Below are 17,521 nucleotides of genomic sequence, written 5' to 3'. Positions count from 1 at the left end.
GGCGATCCGCGAATCGCCCCTACGCACCCCCATCCCAACCCCGTATCGAGTACGGGGCAGGCCCTTCCCCCGCGAGCGGGGGAAGGGGTGTGCTCAAGGGCGCCGCGATTAGACGACGGGGCTTACGCCTCCGTCCATGTTGATGGCGGTGCCGGTTATGAAGCTGGCTCGCTCTGAGGCGAGGAAGGTGATGAGGTTGGCGGCTTCTTCGGACTCTCCGACGCGGCCGAGGGGGACGTTCACCCCCATCTCGGCGTAGCGTTCCTCGAGGGACTGGCCGTTGGGGTTGGCTTCCCATCGGTGCTCGTGCTGGCCGGCTTTGATGAGGCCGATGAGGACGGTGTTGACGAGGATGTTGTGGGGGGCGAGCTCCTTGGAGAGGGCCTTGGTGAGGGCGATGCCGGCGGCGCGGCTGACGGAGGAGGGGTAGGAGCTGGCGGCGGGGGCCTTGGCGGCGATGGCGGTCATGTTGATGATGCGGCCCCAGCGCTGTTCCTTCATGTGGGGGAGGACGCCTCGGATGGTGCGCAGCCAGCCGAAGAGCTTGAGCTGCATGTCGGCGAGGAGGGCGTCGTCGGTGAGCTGTTCAAAGGGCATGGCGGAGGAGACGCCGGCGTTGTTGACGAGGACGTCGACGCCGCCCCAGGCGTCGTTGATGGTGGCGATGAGGTTGTCGACGGAATCGGCGTCGCGGAGGTCGGTGGGGATGGCGAGGACCTCGGCCTCAGTGGAGCGGCGGATGTCCTCGGCGGCGGCGTCGAGGACGTCGGGGCGGCGGGCGCAGATGGCGACGCGGGAGCCCTCGGCGGCGAGGAGGGCGGCGGTGGCCTTGCCGATGCCCTCGCTGCCGCCGGTGACGAGGGCGACGCGGTTCTTTAGGCCGTAGTCCATGGTGATGGCTCCTTCTAGGGTGGGGGTTTGTTGGGGGGGAGTATAGCATGGGTGGGGGTGTGGGGGAGGGGGGTCAGCAAGCATGTGGACTCTTCCTGCTGTACTTCGCCCGTCGCGCGAGAATCTGGCTTAGGTGTGTCTCCAGGGCCATCTGCATGTTTATGAGCTGCCGCATTGTCGGCTCCATCGTTTGCTGCACATAGCTTAGGTCCTGCAACTCAGCCTTGGAGAGGCGACCAGGGCGCTTTGCGAGCTCCGAACTGATGAGGTCCAGGACGTTGTCCAGCATGTAGACATAGTCGACAGCATTGGCGAGTGTGTCTTCCAAGTCGTCATGCAACTTCCGGGAAGTGAACGCCGATGGCAAACTCGGGTTTGGTATCCACGTGTACTTGCCGACCATAGCACTCTCCTCTATAGATGGGTCTGTAAGCAAACCTAGTGCAATGCTTCGCTGTCATGGCAGTGGCAAAGTGGCCACAGAATCGAATGGGATCACAAATAAAGGGGGTTGACAAGATCAAACATGCGTTCTATATTTGGAATTGCGTACTAGATGTAGTACCTCTATACTGCCCCCGATAGCGGGAAACCGCCCCGAATTGCGGGCTCTGGAGGCGCAGATGCGGCCCTACTGGGTTTCGCTCGATGAGAAGTCAGGTGTTTTCCAAACTGATGCGATAGCCTTCCTCGAATCCTTGGAACCTAACAGCGTAGACTGTATCTGGACTGACCCCCCCTATTTACTCTCCAACGATGGTATGACCTGCGTGGCTGGGAAGCGGGTCCCTGTCAACAAGGGAGAATGGGACAGAAGCCAGGGCATTGAACGCGACCACGAGTTCAACCTTGCTTGGCTCAGGGCCTGTCACCGCGCCCTGAAACCTGCTGGCACCATTTGGGTCACAGGCACTGCCCATGTGTACTTGAGCGTCGGCATGGCTATGCTTCAGTTGGGGTTCCGCATCCTGAACGATATCACTTGGGAGAAGCCTAACCCGCCGCCGAACCTTGGCTGCCGCTGCTTTGCTCACTCCACGGAGACTATCCTGTGGGCGACCAAGGCTCCGAAAGGCAGCCAGCACAAGCACACCTTCCACTACAAGACGATGAAAGAGGAGAACGGCGGGAAGCAGATGAAGACAGTCTGGCGCTTCACTGCGCCGGGCAAGAGTGAAAAGCTGTACGGGAAGCATCCCACGCAGAAGCCAGTAGCGTTAATTGACCGCTGCCTCAGGGCCTCCACCAATCCGGGTGACCTGGTGGTAGACCCGTTCGCGGGATCGGGCGCGACGGCCGTCGCGGCACACCGCCTCGACCGGCGATTCTTGGTTAGCGACCGAGACCCCGAATACGCCGCTCTTACAGTGCGGAGAATAGAGGCGGAGAGTGCGGACCTATCTCTGCTGGATAGTCATGCCACTTCTTCCGCTGACGGCATAGTTCCATCTGTCCCATTGGAGCCAGCGGCGTCAATAAGGCAGAGGCTCCTCGAAACGGACAACAAACCCTACACTCCTCGCCCCGTGCTAAGCCCGGTGGGTGTATAGCAACCCAAAGCGAGGCCCCATGGCGAACTGTCAACACGGCCAATCAATGCCTGACGATCTGATCGTCGCTCTCCACGATTCGCAGGGCGGCACAGGCAGACACCGCTGTGTCGTATGCGCTTACGCCATGGGGGTCAATTACGTTGCCGCCGCAGGTGAGACTGAGGCGTGCACCTATGGCAGTGTTGCCCCAACGCCAATCCTCGCGACCCTGCCTGAGAACCAAGGCGGCCCTGGCAGGCATAAGTGCACCAATTGCGCGTTTGTGCTAGGGATGATGGGAGACTTGGTTGACCTAGAGGGGGAAGCTCTGGGTGAAGTGGCGGAAGCAGCCCCGGACTTCACGGGAGCTGTTGAGGGGACAGTGGCTTACCGCCTGCACAAAGTCCGTGAGCGGAGCCCCAGCAATCGGGCAGCCGCACTTTTGTATCATGGCAACAAGTGTGCTGCATGTGGTTTCTTCTTTGATGAGGTCTATACGCCAGCACACGCCAAGGGATTCATTGAAGTGCACCATGTCAAGCCGTTGTCCACCGGTGAACAGTTTGTCGACCCCCTGCAAGACTTGGTACCTCTTTGTGCGAATTGTCATCGGATGGTTCATCGGCAGGCGGACAACTGGCTTAGCATTGACCAACTGAAGGGCTTGCTGACAGTTGCCCAGAGTTCCACGAACTCCTAGCACGAGACCTCCTGCCCCTCTCCCCCTCTACCGCATCGTGTGGGCCAATGTGGGGGTTATGACTACTGTAGAGCGTGGCGCTGGTGGCTACGTGGAGCATCATGACTCGAATATGTGTCTTTGCCGACGAGTTTGGCAACTTCGACTTTAGCTTGGGCGTCGGAGCGACTCGCTACTTCGGCCTAGCTACAGCTACTTTTTTTGATGACCAGCAAGCACGGGCAGACCTGCAGCAGTTGCGGTTTGACTTGGCGTGGGAGGGCAAAACGCACTCAGGACCGTTTCGAGCCTCTGATGATCAACAGGAGATCCGGGATCGCGTCTTCGAGGTACTAAAGGCGCATAAGTTTCGCGTGGATGCCACAATACTGGAAAAGCAAAAGGCCCAGCCCCAACTCCGGACGACCAATGACCGGTTCTATAAGTATGCTTGGTGGCTGCACATGAAGTACGTTGCGCAGCGAATTGCGACTCCGAGGGACGAATTGCTGGTGATAGCTGCGTCCATAGGAACCAAAAAGCAAGTGGAGACCTTTCGACGGGCTGTTGGGGATGTGATGAGACAAGTGTCGCCATCAGTCACTACCAAGACCGCACAGTGGCCTGCCAATGCCGACACAGGTCTGCAGATAGCAGACTACTGTTGCTGGGCGATTCAACGGAAGTGGGAAAGGGGTGACACAAGGTCCTATGATCTTATCAAGGACAAGGTTAGTTCAGAATTCGATGTGTTCAGGGCAGGAGTCAAACTTTACTATTAGAACAAATGAATCGGGCCACCTATCCCATTAAGGGAAGAGCACAAAGTGGCTCTTGTCGGCGGCCCATCAATAACAATTCTCATTATATGGCATGGAACCAGAATGTCAACCTCTTTTTAGCACTAGAGTTCTAATAGCACAGGGCTAACACTATGCACGTATGCCAAAGTTTGTAGTCATTATGTTCCAGTTGGTTTGATTGTAGAGCCTGACTAGATCTATCTCAGTACCTCGCCTTTCTACCTTCGTACGGAGCAATAGGCGCAGTCTGGACAGCGTCTAAGTTCGATCGATTGAAAGGTACTTCTGTATTGCCGAACTCCCCGCACCGCGGCTGTGTGTGGCACAATGGACGGACTATGACCACATCGTCGAATGCCTCCGCGTTGTTAGAGATACGGGAGTTGCAGGTGCATTACCCGGTCAACTCCGGGCTGTTTCAGAAGCAGGTTGGGGCTGTTAAGGCCGTCGACAATGTTAGCTTCTCGATTGCGAGGGGGGAGACGCTGGGGCTGGTCGGGGAGAGCGGGTGCGGGAAGACGAGCATGGCTCGGAGCATCGTGCAGCTTGTGAAGCCGACCAAGGGGCAGATCCTCTTCGACGGGCACGACTTGATCAAGCTGAAGGGCGGCGCGATGCGGGCGATGTACCGCCGCGTGCAGTTCATCTTCCAGGACCCGTACGGGTCGCTGGACCCTCGGATGACGGCGGGGGACATCATCGGCGAGCCGCTGCAGGTGCACAAGCTGACGAAGGGGCGGGACGCGTACCGGGCGCGCATCGGGGAGCTGCTGTCGCTGGTCGGGCTGAACCCGTACATGGCGGGGCGGTACCCGCACGAGTTCAGCGGGGGGCAGCGGCAGCGGATCGGGATCGCTCGGGCGCTGGCGGTCGAGCCGGAGCTTCTGGTGTGCGATGAGCCGGTGTCGGCGCTGGACGTGTCGGTGCAGGCGCAGATCATCAACCTGCTGGAGGACCTGCAGCAGCGGTTCGGGCTGACGTACCTGTTCATCGCGCACGACCTGTCGCTGGTGCGGCACATCAGCCACCGGGTGGCGGTGATGTACCTGGGGAAGCTGGTGGAGGGGGCGGAGAGCGAGGAGCTGTTCAGCAACCCGCTGCACCCGTATACGCAGGCGCTGATGTCCGCGATCCCGCTGCCGGACCCGATAGAGGAGGCGACGCGGGCGCGCGTGGTGCTGCCGGGGGAGCCGCCGAGCCCGGCGAACCCGCCGGCGGGGTGCGTGTTCCACCCTCGATGCCCCATCGCGATCGAGGAGTGCTCGGCGGGGGAGCCGGAGCTGCGGGAGGTGGCGCCAGCGCATTGGGTGGCGTGCATTCGGGCGTAGGGCTGGCGGCGCCAGCGCATTGGGTAGCGTGCATTCGCGCGTAGGGATCCCCCCGTTCATCCTTCGATTTCCCTCAGGACGAACGGGGGGAGGGCGGACGGACGCTCGGCAACTGCCCGGCCACGTGAGGCCCACGACCTCCCGTTCACCCTTCGATTTCCCTCAGGACGAACGGGGGGAGGGCGACCACGAGGGTCGCCCCTACGGCCCCGTCGGTCTGGGTATCGGCGAGCGCCGGTGTGCGGGGAAGGAAGCGGTGGAAGCGCCGCAATTGGCGCGTGTTCTGGTATGCTGTTGTCGGCGCTGAGAAGCATCGGGAGGAATATCGACGATGGCGAGCTACATCCTGCTCCTGACCCTGACGCCGGAGGGGCGGGAGAAGATGATGCGCGACCCCGGCAGTGTGCATGAGGCGCAGGATGCCATACGGGTGCCGCAGACGTACGTGCTGGGGCAGTATGCGGTGCTGGGGTCGTATGACTTCATCTACATCGTCGAGGCGCCGGACAATGACGCCGTCGCGCGGTTCTCGCTGGAGCTGGGCGTGATGGCGGGGGTGCACGTGGTGACGATGCCGGCTATTCCGCTGGCCCGCTTCGAGTCGACGCGGCGCCCGGAAGACGGGGACGCGCTGGAACAGCTTGATTTGACGCTGCCGGGGCAGGGGGTTATTTGAGGCGTGGGGGCTCCCCCATCCTGACCTCGCCCCGCCCCTCTGGATTCCCGCCCCCGTATCGGGGTACGGGGCAAGCTTCGCGGGAATGATGCGGAGTTGGCGGGCCTTGCGCGTCCCGTATGGCAACCCCCTCGACCGCCCCACCCGCCTCGCACCCCTGGATCCCGGCCCCGTATCGGGGTACGGGGCATGCTTTCGCCGGGAAGACGAATGTAGAAGGCCGTTCACCCTTCGATTTCCCTCAGGGCGAACGGCCTTTTCTCTTGCGGTGCGGTGGGGGTTACATGCGGCCGGCGGCCTGGAGGGCTGCTATGTCTTCTGCGACGCCCCAGGTCTCGAAGCCGCCGTAGCCGTTTTCCTGGTTCCAGTCCATGGCGGCGATCCAGCGGCCGGTGATGCCCTCGGCGTCCTGCTCTGCGAGGTGGAGGGCGAGGGGGACGACGTTGTCGGCGCGGACGCGTCGGGGGATGAAGGCGGCGCCGGTGGGGCTGAGGCGCTGGCGGATCTCGTTGCGGACCTTCTCCTGCTCGTCGGAGCCGGTAGTGGCGGTGTGGCCGGGGAGGAGGACGTTGACGGCGATGTTGGTGCCGCGGAGCTCCTCTGCGAGGTAGAGGCACATGGCGCCGAGGGCCATCTTGGCGGGCTGGTAGGGCCCCTCCCGGCTGAGGCCGAAGCGCAGGCCGGGGCGGGCGTTGGGGTCATCAGTGGCGGCCGGGTGGGCGTTGAGGATCTGGCCGGAGGCGGAGGTGATGATGCTGCCGCGGCCCTTCTCGATCATGGGCTCTATGAAGCGCTTGATGACGCGGAGGTTGCCGAAGACGTGGGTGTCGAACATGCGCTGCCAGTCGGCGACCTCGGTCTCGAGGACGGTGATGCTGCCGTGGGTCTCGAGGTAGAGGTCGCGCTGGCGGGTGCCGCCGTTGCAGATGAGGACGTCGACGGTGCCGAACTTGTCGATGGTCTGCTTGTACGCGAGGTCGACATGGGCCTGGGAGGTGATGTCCATGGTGGCAGCGAGGACGTTGGGGTTGTCCTTGATCTCGGCGTAGAAGTCCTCGGTGTCGTTGGAGTAGCCGGAGGGGACCCAGGAGACGTCGGTGGCGACGACCCTGGCGCCCTCCTGGATGAAGCCCCGGACGATCTCGCGGCCCATGCCGCGTGCGCCGCCGGTGATGACGACGACCTTGCCTTCGACTGACATTGTGTTCCTCCTTGGTGTTTTGGGTGCTGGGTCGGGCTTTTCGGCCTTCGCGCCTCGCCCCTCTGGATTCCTGCCTTCGCAGGAATGACGCGGAAGGGGCTTGTGTCCTTGCCGGTTCTTCGGAAGGCATTCCCCGCTCCCCTGGATCCCGGCTTTCGCCGGGATGGAGGTGGTGGGGCGGGCTCAGGGCAAACAGCCCCTCCGCGCTGCCCTGAGTTCCCGCTTTCGCGGGAATGACGCGGAGGGGGCTTGTGTCCTTGCCGGTTCCCCGGCAGGCATTCCCCGCCCGGACCCTGGATCCCGGCTTTCGCCGGGATGGAGGCGAGGGAGGTGTGCCCCTTTAACGGGCTCAGGGCGAACTGCCTCCCCTTCCCGCCCCTCTGGATTCCTGCCTTCGCAGGAATGACGATGGCGGGGGCGGGGCGCTTGCTGGCCTTTGGCTATCTGGCTGGGCCTGGGTCGTCTACGTAGGTGTGGGTGATGACTTCCCAGAGATGCTTGTCCAGGTCCTGGAAGTAGAAGCCGCGGCCGGTGTGGCGGTGGTTGATTTCCATGTCGTCGTGGGAGCGGGGGCCGCTGCCGTAGGCGATGCCCTCGGCCTGGACGCGGGCGAGGATGGCGTCGAACTCCTCGTCGGAGGCGAGGAGGGCGTAGTGGCGGGCGTCAAACTCGTCCTTGTTGTCCCAGTCGAAGCTGAGGGTGTCGTTGATCTTCAGGGGGGCGAAGTGGCCCCACTGGCCCGTGTACTCGACGCCCAGCATCTTCGACATGAATTGCACGCCGGCTATCTTATCCTTCGACGGTACGATGGTGTGGTCAAGACTCAACATTGCGGTGTCCTCCCTTCATAACAGTTGTTTACCTTTGGGCGCCGTTCTCTCCGGCCCATCGACGGGCTCAGGGGGTGGGCGGTGCCCGCTATCCCCACAGCTTCCGGGTGGCGAGCTCCGCGCCCGCCGCCATGGCCCTCATCTTGGCCCAGCCTATCTCCGCGTAGTTGCGGCCACCGTAGCCGCAGTCTGTGCCGGCGATGACGTTTTCCCGGCCCATGATGTTGGCGTAGGTGATGATGCGCTCGGCGACGAGCTCGGGGGGCTCGACGGTGCCGGTCTTGTGGGCGACGACGCCGGGGATGTAGATCTTGCCGTCGGGGAACTTGAGGTCGTCCCAGACCTTGTAGTCGAGGACGTGCTGGGCGTCGGCGGCCTCGACGGAGTAGGCGGCGGCCTTCACTCGCAGCATGATGTCGGCGGTGTGCTGGAAGGGCAGGTCCGTGACGTGCGGCGTGTGCCAACTTCCCCAGCAGGTGTGGTAGCGGATGGACTCCTCCGGCACGTTGCGGAGGGCGTGGTTGAGGGCGTCTATGCGCAGGGTGACGTACTTGCGGTACTCCTCAATGCTGATGGGCGGCCAGAACATGCAGAAGGCGTCGACGAGGTCGGGGTCGTCAATCTGGAGGATGAAGCCGGCATTGGCGACGGCCTCGTACTCGGGGCGGAAGAACTCGGCCATGGCGTAGACGTACTCCTCCTCTGTGGCGTAGTACTCGTTCCAGAGGGAGTGGCCGAGCCAGCCGGGGCTGATGATGGGGAAGATGAAGTCATCGACGTCGTGGCCGGCGGACTCGACGGCCTCCTTGATGAGGGCGACGTCGTGGTCGGCGGCTGCGCTGCCCTTGCTCTCCATGGGGCCGCTGACGACCCAGCGATGGGTGGCGCGGGGGTTGTCCGTGCCGGGGACCGGGAGGTTGCCGAGGCGGTCGTAGATGGCGTAGAAGTCGTTGAAGTCGCCGTTGTGGCGCTCGGCCATGGTGTGGAGCATGGTGATGGGCTCCTCGGGGTCGGCGAGGCGGGAGGGGATGCCGGTGGAGCGGGCGTCGAAGTAGGCCTGGTCGCGGCCCTTCCAGAACTCGCCGTCGCTGTGGACGTCGTTCTTGAGATCGACCTGTTTGTTGATCATCTCGACGACGCCGGCTTTCACGAGCTCGTCAGCCTTGGCCTGGTCGCCCTCGGCGCGGGCCTGGCGGATGGCGTCCATGTTGCTGGGGTTGGGCAGCCGGCCTGCGTGGGTGGTGAGGATGCGGTCTGTGCTGCGTTTCATGTACGGTCACTCCTCATGTTTTCGATGTTTTCGCGCAGTGGCGGGCACACGCCGGCCCGGTGCGCATGCGGCGGGCGTAGGCTAGCACCCGCGGGCGGGGAGGTCAACGGCGGGGGGTTCCCGCCTGTGGGCGGGACGGCCCGTTGAGAGCCTCAGGGTGCTCGGATTCGCGAATCGCCCCTACGGCGGGGTGGGGGCGGACACGGAGATTTCTGGATACCGGCATTCGCCGGTATGAGGGGAAGGGGTATGCCACACCCCTGCACCTGGATACCTGCCCCGTATCGGGGTACGGGGCAGGCTATTCGCCGGTATGGGGGTAGGGCAGAGGGATGGGAACACCCCCATCCCAACCTTCCCCCGCGAGCGGGGGAAGGGGCGCCCCCCCGGCCCAGCCCCTCGTATGCTACGATTGATGGGTATGGACACTGCTCACATTCGGAACTTCTGTATTATTGCGCATATTGACCATGGGAAGTCCACGCTGGCGGACCGGCTGCTGGAGCATACGGGTACGGTAGACCCCCGGCAGATGCAGGCGCAGTTTTTGGACACCATGGACCTGGAGCGCGAACGCGGCATCACCATCAAGGGGAAGGCCGTGCGGATGCGCCATACCCACTCGGACGGGGTGGAGTACCAGCTGAACCTCATCGACACGCCGGGGCACGTGGACTTCGGGTACGAGGTGTCGCGGGCGCTGGCGGCGTGCGAGGGCGCGCTGCTGGTGGTCGACGCGTCGCAGGGGGCGCAGGCGCAGACGCTGGCGAACGCGTACCTGGCGCTGGGGCACGACCTGCACATCATCCCCGTCATCAACAAGATCGACCTGCCCTCGGCGGAGCCGGAGCGCGTGGCCGAGGAGATGGTGCAGGTCTTCGGGTTCGAGCGGGAGGAGCTGGTCTACTGCTCGGCGAAAGACGGGACGGGCGTCGAGGACCTGCTGGCTGCGGTCGTCGAGCGGGTGCCGCCGCCGGTGGAGGAGGAGGACGCGCCGCTGCGGGCGCTGATCTTCGACTCGGAGTACGACTCGTACAAGGGCGTGATCGGGTACGTGCGGGTCGTGGACGGCAAGGTGAAGCGGGGGGACCGCATCCGGATGCTGGGCGCGCAGACGGTGACGGAGGCCGTCGAGGTGGGGGTGTTCCGCCCGGAGCTGACGGCCGTTGACGAACTGGGCGCAGGGCAGGTGGGGTACATCGCGACGGGGTTCAAGAACGTGGGCGACAGCCGCGTGGGGGACACGGTCGCGCTGGACGAGCGGTCGAACGTGGCGCCGCTGCCGGGGTACGAGCCGCAGAAGCTCATGGTCTTCGCGGGGCTGTACCCGTCGGACGGGGAATCGTTCGAGCACCTGCGGGAGGCGCTCCAGAAGCTGCAGCTGAACGACGCGGCGCTGAACTACGAGCCGGAGAGCAGCCCGGCGCTGGGGTTCGGGTTCCGGTGCGGGTTCCTGGGGCCGCTGCACATGGAGATTGTGCAGGAGCGGCTGGAGCGGGAGTACGGGCTGGACCTGATCGCGACGTCGCCGGGGGTGGCGTACCGGGTGGTGATGCCGAACGGCGAGGAGATCACGGTGGCGAACCCATCGATGATGCCGGCGCCGGGGCAGTACATGGAGGCGCAGGAGCCGTGGCTGGAGATGACGATCATCACGCCGTCACGGTACGTGGGCGCGATGATGGAGCTGTTCACGGGCAACCGGGGCACGTTCAAGAGCATGGAGTACATCGCGGCGGCGATGCCGACGGCGGACGGCGGCAACCCGATGTACGACGCGCGGGTGCTGCTGCAGTTCGAGCTGCCGCTGGCGGAGCTGCTGGCGGAGTTCTACGACCGGATCAAGTCGCGGTCACAGGGGTACGCGTCGCTGGACTACACGTTCATCGGGTACCGGGCGGGGCCGCTGGTGAAGCTGGACATCATGCTGAACAGCAAGCCGGTGGACGCGCTGTGCTTCATCGTGCACCGGGACCACGCGTACGTGGCGGGTCGGGCGCTGGTGGACGAGCTGCGGCGGCTGATCCCGCGGCAGCTGTACGAGGTCGCGGTGCAGGCGGCGGTCGGGAGCCGGATCATCGCGCGGGAGACGGTGCGGGCGATGCGGAAGAACGTGCTGGCGAAGTGCTACGGCGGGGACGTGACGCGGAAGCGGAAGCTGCTGGAGAAGCAGGCCGAGGGCAAGAAGCGGATGAAGATGGTGGGTCAGGTGGAGGTGCCGCAGGAGGCGTTCCTGGCCCTGCTGAAACTGGACAAGCGGTAGAGATGGGGCAGCCACCCGTGCATGCCATAGGGCGTGAAGTGCAGGCACGCATGGGGTATCATCGGCAGCCGGAGGTTGGCATTTGCTGCGCTTAGGGATTCTGATACTGGTAGGCCTCGCCGTGTACCTGCTGGTGCGCATGGTCATGCGCTCCATGCAGCAGGGGTCGCGACGGCAGCCGGAGGTCACGATGCCGTACTGCCAGAAGTGCGAGAGCAATCGCAACGTGGTCGTGAACGCGGGGCATGTGCCGGACCACAACCTGCGGTGGTACTGCACTCGATGCCGCGAGGGTTTTTAGCTGGGGCGTGAGCCGCCGCGAGGGTCAGGGGTTGGGTGCAGGCGGAATGGCGCGGTTTCCCAATAGGGTTTTGACGTGATGACACCTCCTCCCGTACCGCTTCTCATCATCTCCGGGTCGTTGGGAACGGGAAAGACGACCGTCCTCAATGAGGCCACCGACCTGCTGACGGAGGCAGGGATCCCCCACGCGGCCATCGACCTCGACGCGCTGGCCGTCATGCATCCACGAGAGGACCCTCACGGGGAGCGCCTCGCCTTTGCCAACCTCGCCGCCGTGTGGCCGAACTATGCCGCGGCGGGGGCGGAGCGGCTGATCGTCGCGCGGGTGGTCGAGGGCCTTGGGGAGCTCGACGACTACCGGGCGGCGGTGCCGGGGGCGGAGATCGTCGTGTGCCGGTTGACGGCGCCGGTGTGGCTGATGCACGAGCGGCTTCGGGTGCGGGAGCCGGGGATGTTTCTCGACGCGGCGCTGGCTCGTGCGGCGGAGCTGGACGGGATTCTGGCGCGGGCGGGAGTCGAGGACTTTGTGGTGGACAACGGGCCGGGGCGCTCGGTTGGCGACGTGGCGCGGGAGGCGCTGGGGCGCGCGGGGTGGGTGTAGGGGGGGCACTACGCTTTCATGCGAATTCGTAGGTGAGGGCGTAGGTGTGCTGGCCGTTGTCGTTGTTGATTTCCGGGCTGTATGAAAACACCAAGAGGTTCAGGTCCGGGATGATCATTTGGAGTTCTTCTCGATAAACTCCTGGGTTTGCAGCTCTTCGTTGAGCTGATTCAGCTTGAGCGGGTCAATGCCGGGCTGGAATCCTCCCGGCAACGGCTTTACTCGGAAAACAGGCCGTTCTTCCTCCACTGCCTGCGAGAGGCCTCTGCGGAGGGCGTCGTTGACTACCTGCTTGAAGGGGCGGTCCTGCAGGCGGGCCTGCTCCTTCAGGGCGTCAGCGATGTCGTTGTCTATGTTGATTGTTGTCCTCATAAGGGCAGCATGGTGACGGCCGCTTCTCATGTCAAGGAGACTGCCGCGTGGTGGGGGATTCGGAGCGAGCATAGCACGGGACACGGGAAAGACCGAAACCTCTTGACATACAAGAAAAATTAAGTATGCTTAACATACAACATACAGGAGAATTCCATGCGGATAGGCATAAACGTGCCCAACGAACTCTTGAAACAGGTGAAGGAGGCTTTCCCCTCGGTCAATGTCTCGCAGTTCTTCCGGGAGGCCCTGCAGGATCGCATCAAAGAGGAGCAGCGTGTGAAGGAGCGAGTCCGAACCGACAGCATGGACGCACCAATTGGCAGGCTCGAACAGGAAACAGGGATGCCGCCGGAGCCGGACTGGGAGGGGCTGGCTTGGGACGATGCGGCCACTTGGGTTAGAAACGTCACGCCTGAGGACTGGTCCGATTGCGTTGAGGATATGGATGCGCTCCGGGAGGAAGGGAATCCGCTGGATTTGTACGTCGGTGTGTGGAGCCTACAGAACGGCAGCATAGGCTTTGTGGGGCACTTAACTGACTATGAAGCTCAGTTGACGAAGGCGGTGGCACCGCGGTCTTTGGTTTCATCAGCTAGACATGACGCTTGGGACCGCGGTCAGCGGGAATACAGGCGGGCATGGCTGGGCTACATATACGAGGTGCGCAGACTGATTGAGCAGCGGCGCAAAGAGCGGTACGAGCGCATCAAGGCGGAGTACGACGCCGCCCTGCGTGCCAGTAGAGAACCCGAGGCGCCGGAGCATTTGGTGTAGGCGGTAGTAGAAAGGAGACCGAAATGTTCTATTTACCGATTATCGTGTTGCCAGTGAAGGCCTTGGCCCCCGTCTTGGCAAAAAAGGCGGCAGCGATCGTTGTCGCGTGGGGCATCCACGAAATGAACAAGGCCATCAGCAAGAAGATGGAGAGCGGGGAGGCGCGAGATCCTGTAGAGGCGCTACGGCTGGTTGTAAATGAATGGGCACGGTGGTTGAAGCAGGGTCCTAACCAAGGGCCAGCGACGGAAGGGGTCTAAGGGACGAGCGGTTTCGGTAATGTAGGGGCGGCCCTTCGACAGGCTCAGGGCGAACGGGGGGCGGTTATCGGGGGCCCATTTGGAGGAGGCGCTGGCCGTTTTCTTCGGGGGGGCCTACCTGGCCGGGGGGGACCTCGTCGGACTGGCCGCTGGCGTGGTAGTCGCTGCCGCCGAGGGCGAGGAGGTTGTGGCGGTCGGCGAGGGATTTGAGATCGGCGACGACGTCTGGGGTGTAGTTCTTGTAGTAGACCTCCATGCCGATGAGGCCGGCCTTGGCGAGGGAGGCGACGAGGGCCGGCGGGTCCACCGTGAACGTCGGGTGCGCGAGGACGGGCACGCCACCGAAGCGGCGGATGAGGGCGACGGCCTCCTCCGGGGTCATCTTCTCGCGCTCGATGTGGGCGGGCATGCCGCGGCCGATGTACTTGTCGAAGGCCTCGCTCATCTCCGAGACGTAGCCCTTCTCCATGAGGGCCCGGGCGATGTGGGGGCGGGCGATGACGCCGCCCTGGGAGATCTCAACGACGCGTTCCCACGTGATGTCGAATCCCATTTCGTTCAGGCGGGCGACCATGAGCTCGCCACGGCCCTCGCGGTTGCGGTGGAAGGCGGCGAGGACCTCGTGGAGCTCGGGGTCGTTCTCGTCGAGGTGGTAGCCGAGGACGTGGACCTCGCTGGCGCCGTCGTCGGAGGAGAGCTCGATGCCGGGGATGAGGGTGAGGTTGGGGTGGTTGGCGAGCTCGCGCTTGGCCTCGGCGATGCCGTCGAGGGAGTCGTGGTCGGTGATGGCGACGAGGCGGAGGGTGGTGGCGGCGAGGACGCGCACGAGCTCCGCCGGCGACAGGGTGCCGTCTGAGAAGGTGGTGTGCATGTGGAGGTCTATGAGCGCGGACACGGGTTCTCCTTTGTTGTGGGTGCTGCGGGGACGCCCCGCTGCCCCGCACCTCTGGACCCCGGCTTTCGCCGGGGTGGAGGCGCTGGTGGCTGGGCGAGAGGACGCCCTGCTGCCCCGCCCCTCTGGACCCCGGCCTCCGCCGGGGTGACGACGCTGGTAACTGGGTAGCAGAAGGCCCCGCCGCTGTGGGCGGGGCCTTCTGGGCTACTTAGCGTATTCTACGTTTCTGGTTTCTCTGACGACCATGACCTTGATCTGGCCGGGGTAGACGAGGGACTCCTGGACCTTGCGCGCGATGTCGCGGGAGAGGACGGCGGCTTCGTCGTCGCCGATCTGCTCGGGCTTGACCATGACGCGGACCTCGCGGCCGGCCTGGATGGCGAAGACCTTCTCGACGCCCTGGAAGCCCTTGGCGACCTCTTCCAGGTCCTGGAGGCGCTTGATGTAGGCCTCGACGGTGTCGCTGCGGGCGCCGGGGCGAGAGGAGGTGATGGCGTCCGCGGCGGAGACGATAAAGGCCTCGACCGTAGTCTTGTCGTGGTCGTGGTGCTCCTCGATGGCGCGGCGGATGGGCTCGGGCACGCCGTACTTCTCGGCGACCTCTCCGCCGATGTCGGCGTGGGGCCCCTCAATCTCGTGCGTGAGCGTCTTGCCGATGTCGTGGAGCAGGGCGCCGGCCTTGCAGACCTCGACGTTGGCGCCGACCTCGGCGGCGAGCATCGCGGCGACGCGGGAGGCGAGGACGCTCTCCTTGAGCACGTTGCTGCCGTAGCTGGTGCGGAACCGCAGGTGCCCCAGCAGCTTGATGAGCTCTGGGTGCAGCCCGCGCACACCGGCCTCAAACACGGCTTGCTCGCCCGCCTCGCGGAGGGTCTTGTCCATCTCCTGGCGGGCCTTCTCCACCATCTCCTCGACCCTGGCCGGGTGGATGCGGCCATCGACAATCAACTTGGTCAACGCGAGACGAGCGATCTCGCGCCGGATGGGATCGAAGCACGAAAGCGTGACCGCTTCCGGCGTGTCGTCGACGATGAGGTCGACGCCGGTGGCCTGTTCCAGGGCGCGAATGTTCCGTCCTTCACGGCCGATGAGACGACCCTTCATCTCATCATTGGGCAGGGGAACGGTGGTGACTGTGGACTCAGCAACAACGTCAGCGGCCAGGCGCTCTATGGCCATTACCACGTATTTGCGGGCATTGGCGTCCGCTTCATCCCTGTACTGCTGTTCCAGCTCCCAGTACTTGCGGGTAAGCTCATGCCTCGCTTCGTCTTCGGCCTTGCGAACAACCTGCTCGTGTGCCTCCGCGACCGACAGGCCCGCGGTGGCCTCCAACTGTACCAGCTGTTGCTGCTTGAGCTGCTCCACTTCCCCGTACGCGGTGTCCAGCGCCTTCTCGCGGTCGGTGAGACCGAGCTCCCGCCCCTCGAGAGCGCTGAACCTGCGTTCCAGGTTCTCTTCCCGGTTTGCCAGCCTGCGTTCCTGCTGCTGGACCTCGCCGCGGCGCTCCTTGATCTCCTGGTCCGCGGCTGTGCGGGCCTTGAGAGTTTCCTCCTTGGCCTCCAACAGCATGTTGGCCTTTTGGCGATCCGCGTCCTCCAGGACCTTCTGCGACCGTTGCTCCGATTCCTGAAGCCGCTTACCCAAAAATGCGTTCCGGGTCCAGAACGTCACCATCGCCCCTACGCCCAGGGCCGCCAGGACGGAAAGCAAAAGAATGACAATCCATACCATAGATGACATTTTGTCACCTGCCTTTCGTCCAAGCTTTTAACGATGCCCCATGGCAATGGGCACTGTTCATCATAGGGTTTTGCCCGTACCATGTCAATCTGAACTCGCGGCGCCGACGCATACTGCGACGCAGTTTCCGCATCAATTGAAGCGAATTCGCACCGGACGATGAGTTGACTGACGAATATCGACACCACGACGGCGACAAGACGGTCACACTGGAGGTCTTCCAGAGCGAGCCGCTGGCGCGGATGGCGGCGCACCGGCTGGAGGCCGAGGGCATCCGCTGCATGGTGCGGGCCGTCGGCGTGGGGCCGGGGGGATGGGGGCTCGCGGCGAACGTGCCGCACGCGCTCGACACATGGGAGGAGGACGCGGTGCAGGCGCGGGAGGTGCTGAACCTCATGCCAGTGGAGATCGAGGAGCGGACGCGGGAGCCCATCGGCGGGGCAACGAGCCTGCCGCGGCTGCTGTTCCTCTTCGTGCTGGTGATCGTGGCGGTGGCGCTGGTGGTGCAGGTGGCGGACTCGGCGTTTGGGTGGCTGCTGGGGTAGGGGCTCCCCCATCCCCTTATCGAGTACGGGGCAGGCTCCAACCTTCCCCCTCAGAGGGAAGGGGTCCACTCACTACCCGGCTTGGCGCCGCTCGAAATCGACGGGGTCTGCGAGCCCGGGGTTCCCGCCTGTTGGCGGGACGGGCGGTTCGCGAACCGCCCCTACGAAGCCAAGCAGGGGCTCTTTGTCGGGGTTCCTGCCTGCGCAGGAACGACGGTTGGGGCGAGAACGGCCGGTGAGGACGGCCCCGCACGGCCACCCCCCTGGATTCCTGCCTGCGCAGGAATGACGAGTAGGGGGGCGCGGGAATGACGAGTAGGGGGCGCAGGGCAGGGACTCCGAGAGACTTGGTGCGGGTGGACCGCGGGGTTCCCGCCTGCTGGCGGGACGGGCGGGTCGCGAACCGCCCCCACGAATCCCAGCGGGGCCTGTTTGCCCGGGGTCCTGCCTGCGCAGGAACGACGGGTGGGGGGGGGATCTGGGGGGAGGGCGATGGGAGGAGGGGGGGGTGCCTCCCGGACTTACGAAAAAAAAGCATGACGGGAGGAGGCG

19 protein-coding genes are annotated in these 17,521 nt (G+C 64.2%); 11 read left to right on the top strand and 8 right to left on the bottom strand.

Annotation, left to right across the window (positions count from 1 at the left end; genetic code table 11):
- Positions 1–108 precede the first annotated feature (108 nt).
- Both OXC99_11355 and OXC99_11350 read right to left on the bottom strand, forming a co-directional pair.
- Positions 109–891: an SDR family oxidoreductase gene (locus OXC99_11355; GenBank protein MCY4625581.1), complete on the bottom strand. Its 783-nt coding sequence runs from the start codon at positions 889–891 to the stop codon at positions 109–111.
- A 73-nt stretch (positions 892–964) separates the two neighbouring features.
- Positions 965–1,294 (bottom strand): hypothetical protein, encoded by a 330-nt coding sequence (locus tag OXC99_11350; GenBank protein MCY4625580.1) that lies wholly within the window; start codon positions 1,292–1,294, stop codon positions 965–967.
- 220 nt (positions 1,295–1,514) lie between these two features.
- Here OXC99_11350 and OXC99_11345 point away from each other — a divergent pair, with 220 nt between their 5' ends.
- From OXC99_11345 to OXC99_11325, 5 genes are all read left to right on the top strand, one after another.
- Entirely contained in the window at positions 1,515–2,441 is a 927-nt protein-coding gene (locus OXC99_11345) for a site-specific DNA-methyltransferase (GenBank protein ID MCY4625579.1), read from the top strand.
- Between the two features lie 46 nt (positions 2,442–2,487).
- Complete coding sequence (locus tag OXC99_11340; protein ID MCY4625578.1) at positions 2,488–3,123, top strand: HNH endonuclease; 636 nt, start codon at positions 2,488–2,490, stop codon at positions 3,121–3,123.
- 74 nt (positions 3,124–3,197) lie between these two features.
- Positions 3,198–3,884, top strand: a complete 687-nt coding sequence (locus OXC99_11335; protein MCY4625577.1) for a DUF3800 domain-containing protein — start codon at positions 3,198–3,200, stop codon at positions 3,882–3,884.
- Between the two features lie 359 nt (positions 3,885–4,243).
- Entirely contained in the window at positions 4,244–5,233 is a 990-nt protein-coding gene (locus OXC99_11330; GenBank protein MCY4625576.1) for an ATP-binding cassette domain-containing protein, read from the top strand.
- A gap of 331 nt (positions 5,234–5,564) precedes the next feature.
- Positions 5,565–5,909, top strand: a complete 345-nt coding sequence (locus OXC99_11325; protein ID MCY4625575.1) for a GYD domain-containing protein — start codon at positions 5,565–5,567, stop codon at positions 5,907–5,909.
- A gap of 280 nt (positions 5,910–6,189) precedes the next feature.
- Here OXC99_11325 and OXC99_11320 read toward each other — a convergent pair whose 3' ends face one another.
- The 3 genes from OXC99_11320 to OXC99_11310 form a co-directional block, all read right to left on the bottom strand.
- Entirely contained in the window at positions 6,190–7,110 is a 921-nt protein-coding gene (locus OXC99_11320) for an SDR family NAD(P)-dependent oxidoreductase (GenBank protein MCY4625574.1), read from the bottom strand.
- A 440-nt stretch (positions 7,111–7,550) separates the two neighbouring features.
- Positions 7,551–7,940 carry a VOC family protein gene (locus tag OXC99_11315; protein ID MCY4625573.1) on the bottom strand — a complete coding sequence of 130 codons (390 nt, stop codon included), beginning with the start codon at positions 7,938–7,940 and terminating at the stop codon, positions 7,551–7,553.
- A gap of 88 nt (positions 7,941–8,028) precedes the next feature.
- On the bottom strand, positions 8,029–9,210 hold the full coding sequence (locus tag OXC99_11310; protein MCY4625572.1) for a hypothetical protein: 1,182 nt from the start codon (positions 9,208–9,210) through the stop codon (positions 8,029–8,031).
- 421 nt (positions 9,211–9,631) lie between these two features.
- Between OXC99_11310 and lepA the strand changes: the two genes are divergently transcribed.
- The 3 genes from lepA (at position 9,632) to OXC99_11295 (ending at position 12,377) form a co-directional block, all read left to right on the top strand.
- Positions 9,632–11,473, top strand: coding sequence for a translation elongation factor 4 (gene lepA / locus OXC99_11305; protein MCY4625571.1), 1,842 nt, complete (start codon positions 9,632–9,634; stop codon positions 11,471–11,473).
- An 82-nt stretch (positions 11,474–11,555) separates the two neighbouring features.
- A complete protein-coding gene (locus OXC99_11300; GenBank protein MCY4625570.1) occupies positions 11,556–11,774 on the top strand; it encodes a hypothetical protein in 219 nt (72 codons plus the stop codon).
- A 75-nt stretch (positions 11,775–11,849) separates the two neighbouring features.
- Positions 11,850–12,377, top strand: a complete 528-nt coding sequence (locus OXC99_11295) for a hypothetical protein (protein ID MCY4625569.1) — start codon at positions 11,850–11,852, stop codon at positions 12,375–12,377.
- A 114-nt stretch (positions 12,378–12,491) separates the two neighbouring features.
- Here the strand turns inward: OXC99_11295 and OXC99_11290 are convergent, their stop codons facing one another.
- Positions 12,492–12,749, bottom strand: a complete 258-nt coding sequence (locus OXC99_11290) for a DUF2191 domain-containing protein (GenBank protein ID MCY4625568.1) — start codon at positions 12,747–12,749, stop codon at positions 12,492–12,494.
- 156 nt (positions 12,750–12,905) lie between these two features.
- On the opposite strand from OXC99_11290, the gene OXC99_11285 reads away from it, so the two are divergent.
- Both OXC99_11285 and OXC99_11280 read left to right on the top strand, forming a co-directional pair.
- Complete coding sequence (locus tag OXC99_11285; GenBank protein ID MCY4625567.1) at positions 12,906–13,526, top strand: hypothetical protein; 621 nt, start codon at positions 12,906–12,908, stop codon at positions 13,524–13,526.
- A 23-nt stretch (positions 13,527–13,549) separates the two neighbouring features.
- A complete protein-coding gene (locus OXC99_11280) occupies positions 13,550–13,786 on the top strand; it encodes a hypothetical protein (protein MCY4625566.1) in 237 nt (78 codons plus the stop codon).
- A 64-nt stretch (positions 13,787–13,850) separates the two neighbouring features.
- On the opposite strand, the gene OXC99_11275 is transcribed toward OXC99_11280, so the two are convergent.
- Both OXC99_11275 and rny read right to left on the bottom strand, forming a co-directional pair.
- Positions 13,851–14,681, bottom strand: a complete 831-nt coding sequence (locus OXC99_11275; GenBank protein ID MCY4625565.1) for a PHP domain-containing protein — start codon at positions 14,679–14,681, stop codon at positions 13,851–13,853.
- Positions 14,682–14,885: 204 nt separating this feature from the next.
- Positions 14,886–16,415 (bottom strand): ribonuclease Y, encoded by a 1,530-nt coding sequence (gene rny / locus OXC99_11270; GenBank protein ID MCY4625564.1) that lies wholly within the window; start codon positions 16,413–16,415, stop codon positions 14,886–14,888.
- 173 nt (positions 16,416–16,588) lie between these two features.
- Here rny and OXC99_11265 point away from each other — a divergent pair, with 173 nt between their 5' ends.
- The gene (locus OXC99_11265) at positions 16,589–16,969 is read left to right on the top strand and encodes a hypothetical protein (GenBank protein MCY4625563.1); all 381 of its coding nucleotides are present in this window, start codon (positions 16,589–16,591) and stop codon (positions 16,967–16,969) included.
- The last annotated feature ends 552 nt before the right edge of the window (positions 16,970–17,521 follow it).

This window comes from Chloroflexota bacterium (assembly GCA_026713825.1).
In the GTDB taxonomy this organism is placed as follows: domain Bacteria; phylum Chloroflexota; class Dehalococcoidia; order Lucifugimonadales; family UBA1127; genus UBA1127.
The sequence above is the reverse complement of the archived record's forward strand: the minus strand, read 5'-3'. Positions and strand labels throughout refer to the sequence as shown.

Coding starts and splice junctions, on each gene's coding strand:
- lepA (MCY4625571.1), top strand. CDS start 9,632: ATGGACACTGCTCACATTCGGAACTTCTGTATTATTGCGCATATTGAC.
- OXC99_11345 (MCY4625579.1), top strand. CDS start 1,515: ATGCGGCCCTACTGGGTTTCGCTCGATGAGAAGTCAGGTGTTTTCCAA.
- OXC99_11280 (MCY4625566.1), top strand. CDS start 13,550: ATGTTCTATTTACCGATTATCGTGTTGCCAGTGAAGGCCTTGGCCCCC.
- OXC99_11320 (MCY4625574.1), bottom strand. CDS start 7,110: ATGTCAGTCGAAGGCAAGGTCGTCGTCATCACCGGCGGCGCACGCGGC.
- OXC99_11290 (MCY4625568.1), bottom strand. CDS start 12,749: ATGAGGACAACAATCAACATAGACAACGACATCGCTGACGCCCTGAAG.
- OXC99_11350 (MCY4625580.1), bottom strand. CDS start 1,294: ATGGTCGGCAAGTACACGTGGATACCAAACCCGAGTTTGCCATCGGCG.
- OXC99_11330 (MCY4625576.1), top strand. CDS start 4,244: ATGACCACATCGTCGAATGCCTCCGCGTTGTTAGAGATACGGGAGTTG.
- rny (MCY4625564.1), bottom strand. CDS start 16,415: ATGGTATGGATTGTCATTCTTTTGCTTTCCGTCCTGGCGGCCCTGGGC.
- OXC99_11325 (MCY4625575.1), top strand. CDS start 5,565: ATGGCGAGCTACATCCTGCTCCTGACCCTGACGCCGGAGGGGCGGGAG.
- OXC99_11340 (MCY4625578.1), top strand. CDS start 2,488: ATGCCTGACGATCTGATCGTCGCTCTCCACGATTCGCAGGGCGGCACA.
- OXC99_11315 (MCY4625573.1), bottom strand. CDS start 7,940: ATGTTGAGTCTTGACCACACCATCGTACCGTCGAAGGATAAGATAGCC.
- OXC99_11285 (MCY4625567.1), top strand. CDS start 12,906: ATGCGGATAGGCATAAACGTGCCCAACGAACTCTTGAAACAGGTGAAG.
- OXC99_11310 (MCY4625572.1), bottom strand. CDS start 9,210: ATGAAACGCAGCACAGACCGCATCCTCACCACCCACGCAGGCCGGCTG.
- OXC99_11355 (MCY4625581.1), bottom strand. CDS start 891: ATGGACTACGGCCTAAAGAACCGCGTCGCCCTCGTCACCGGCGGCAGC.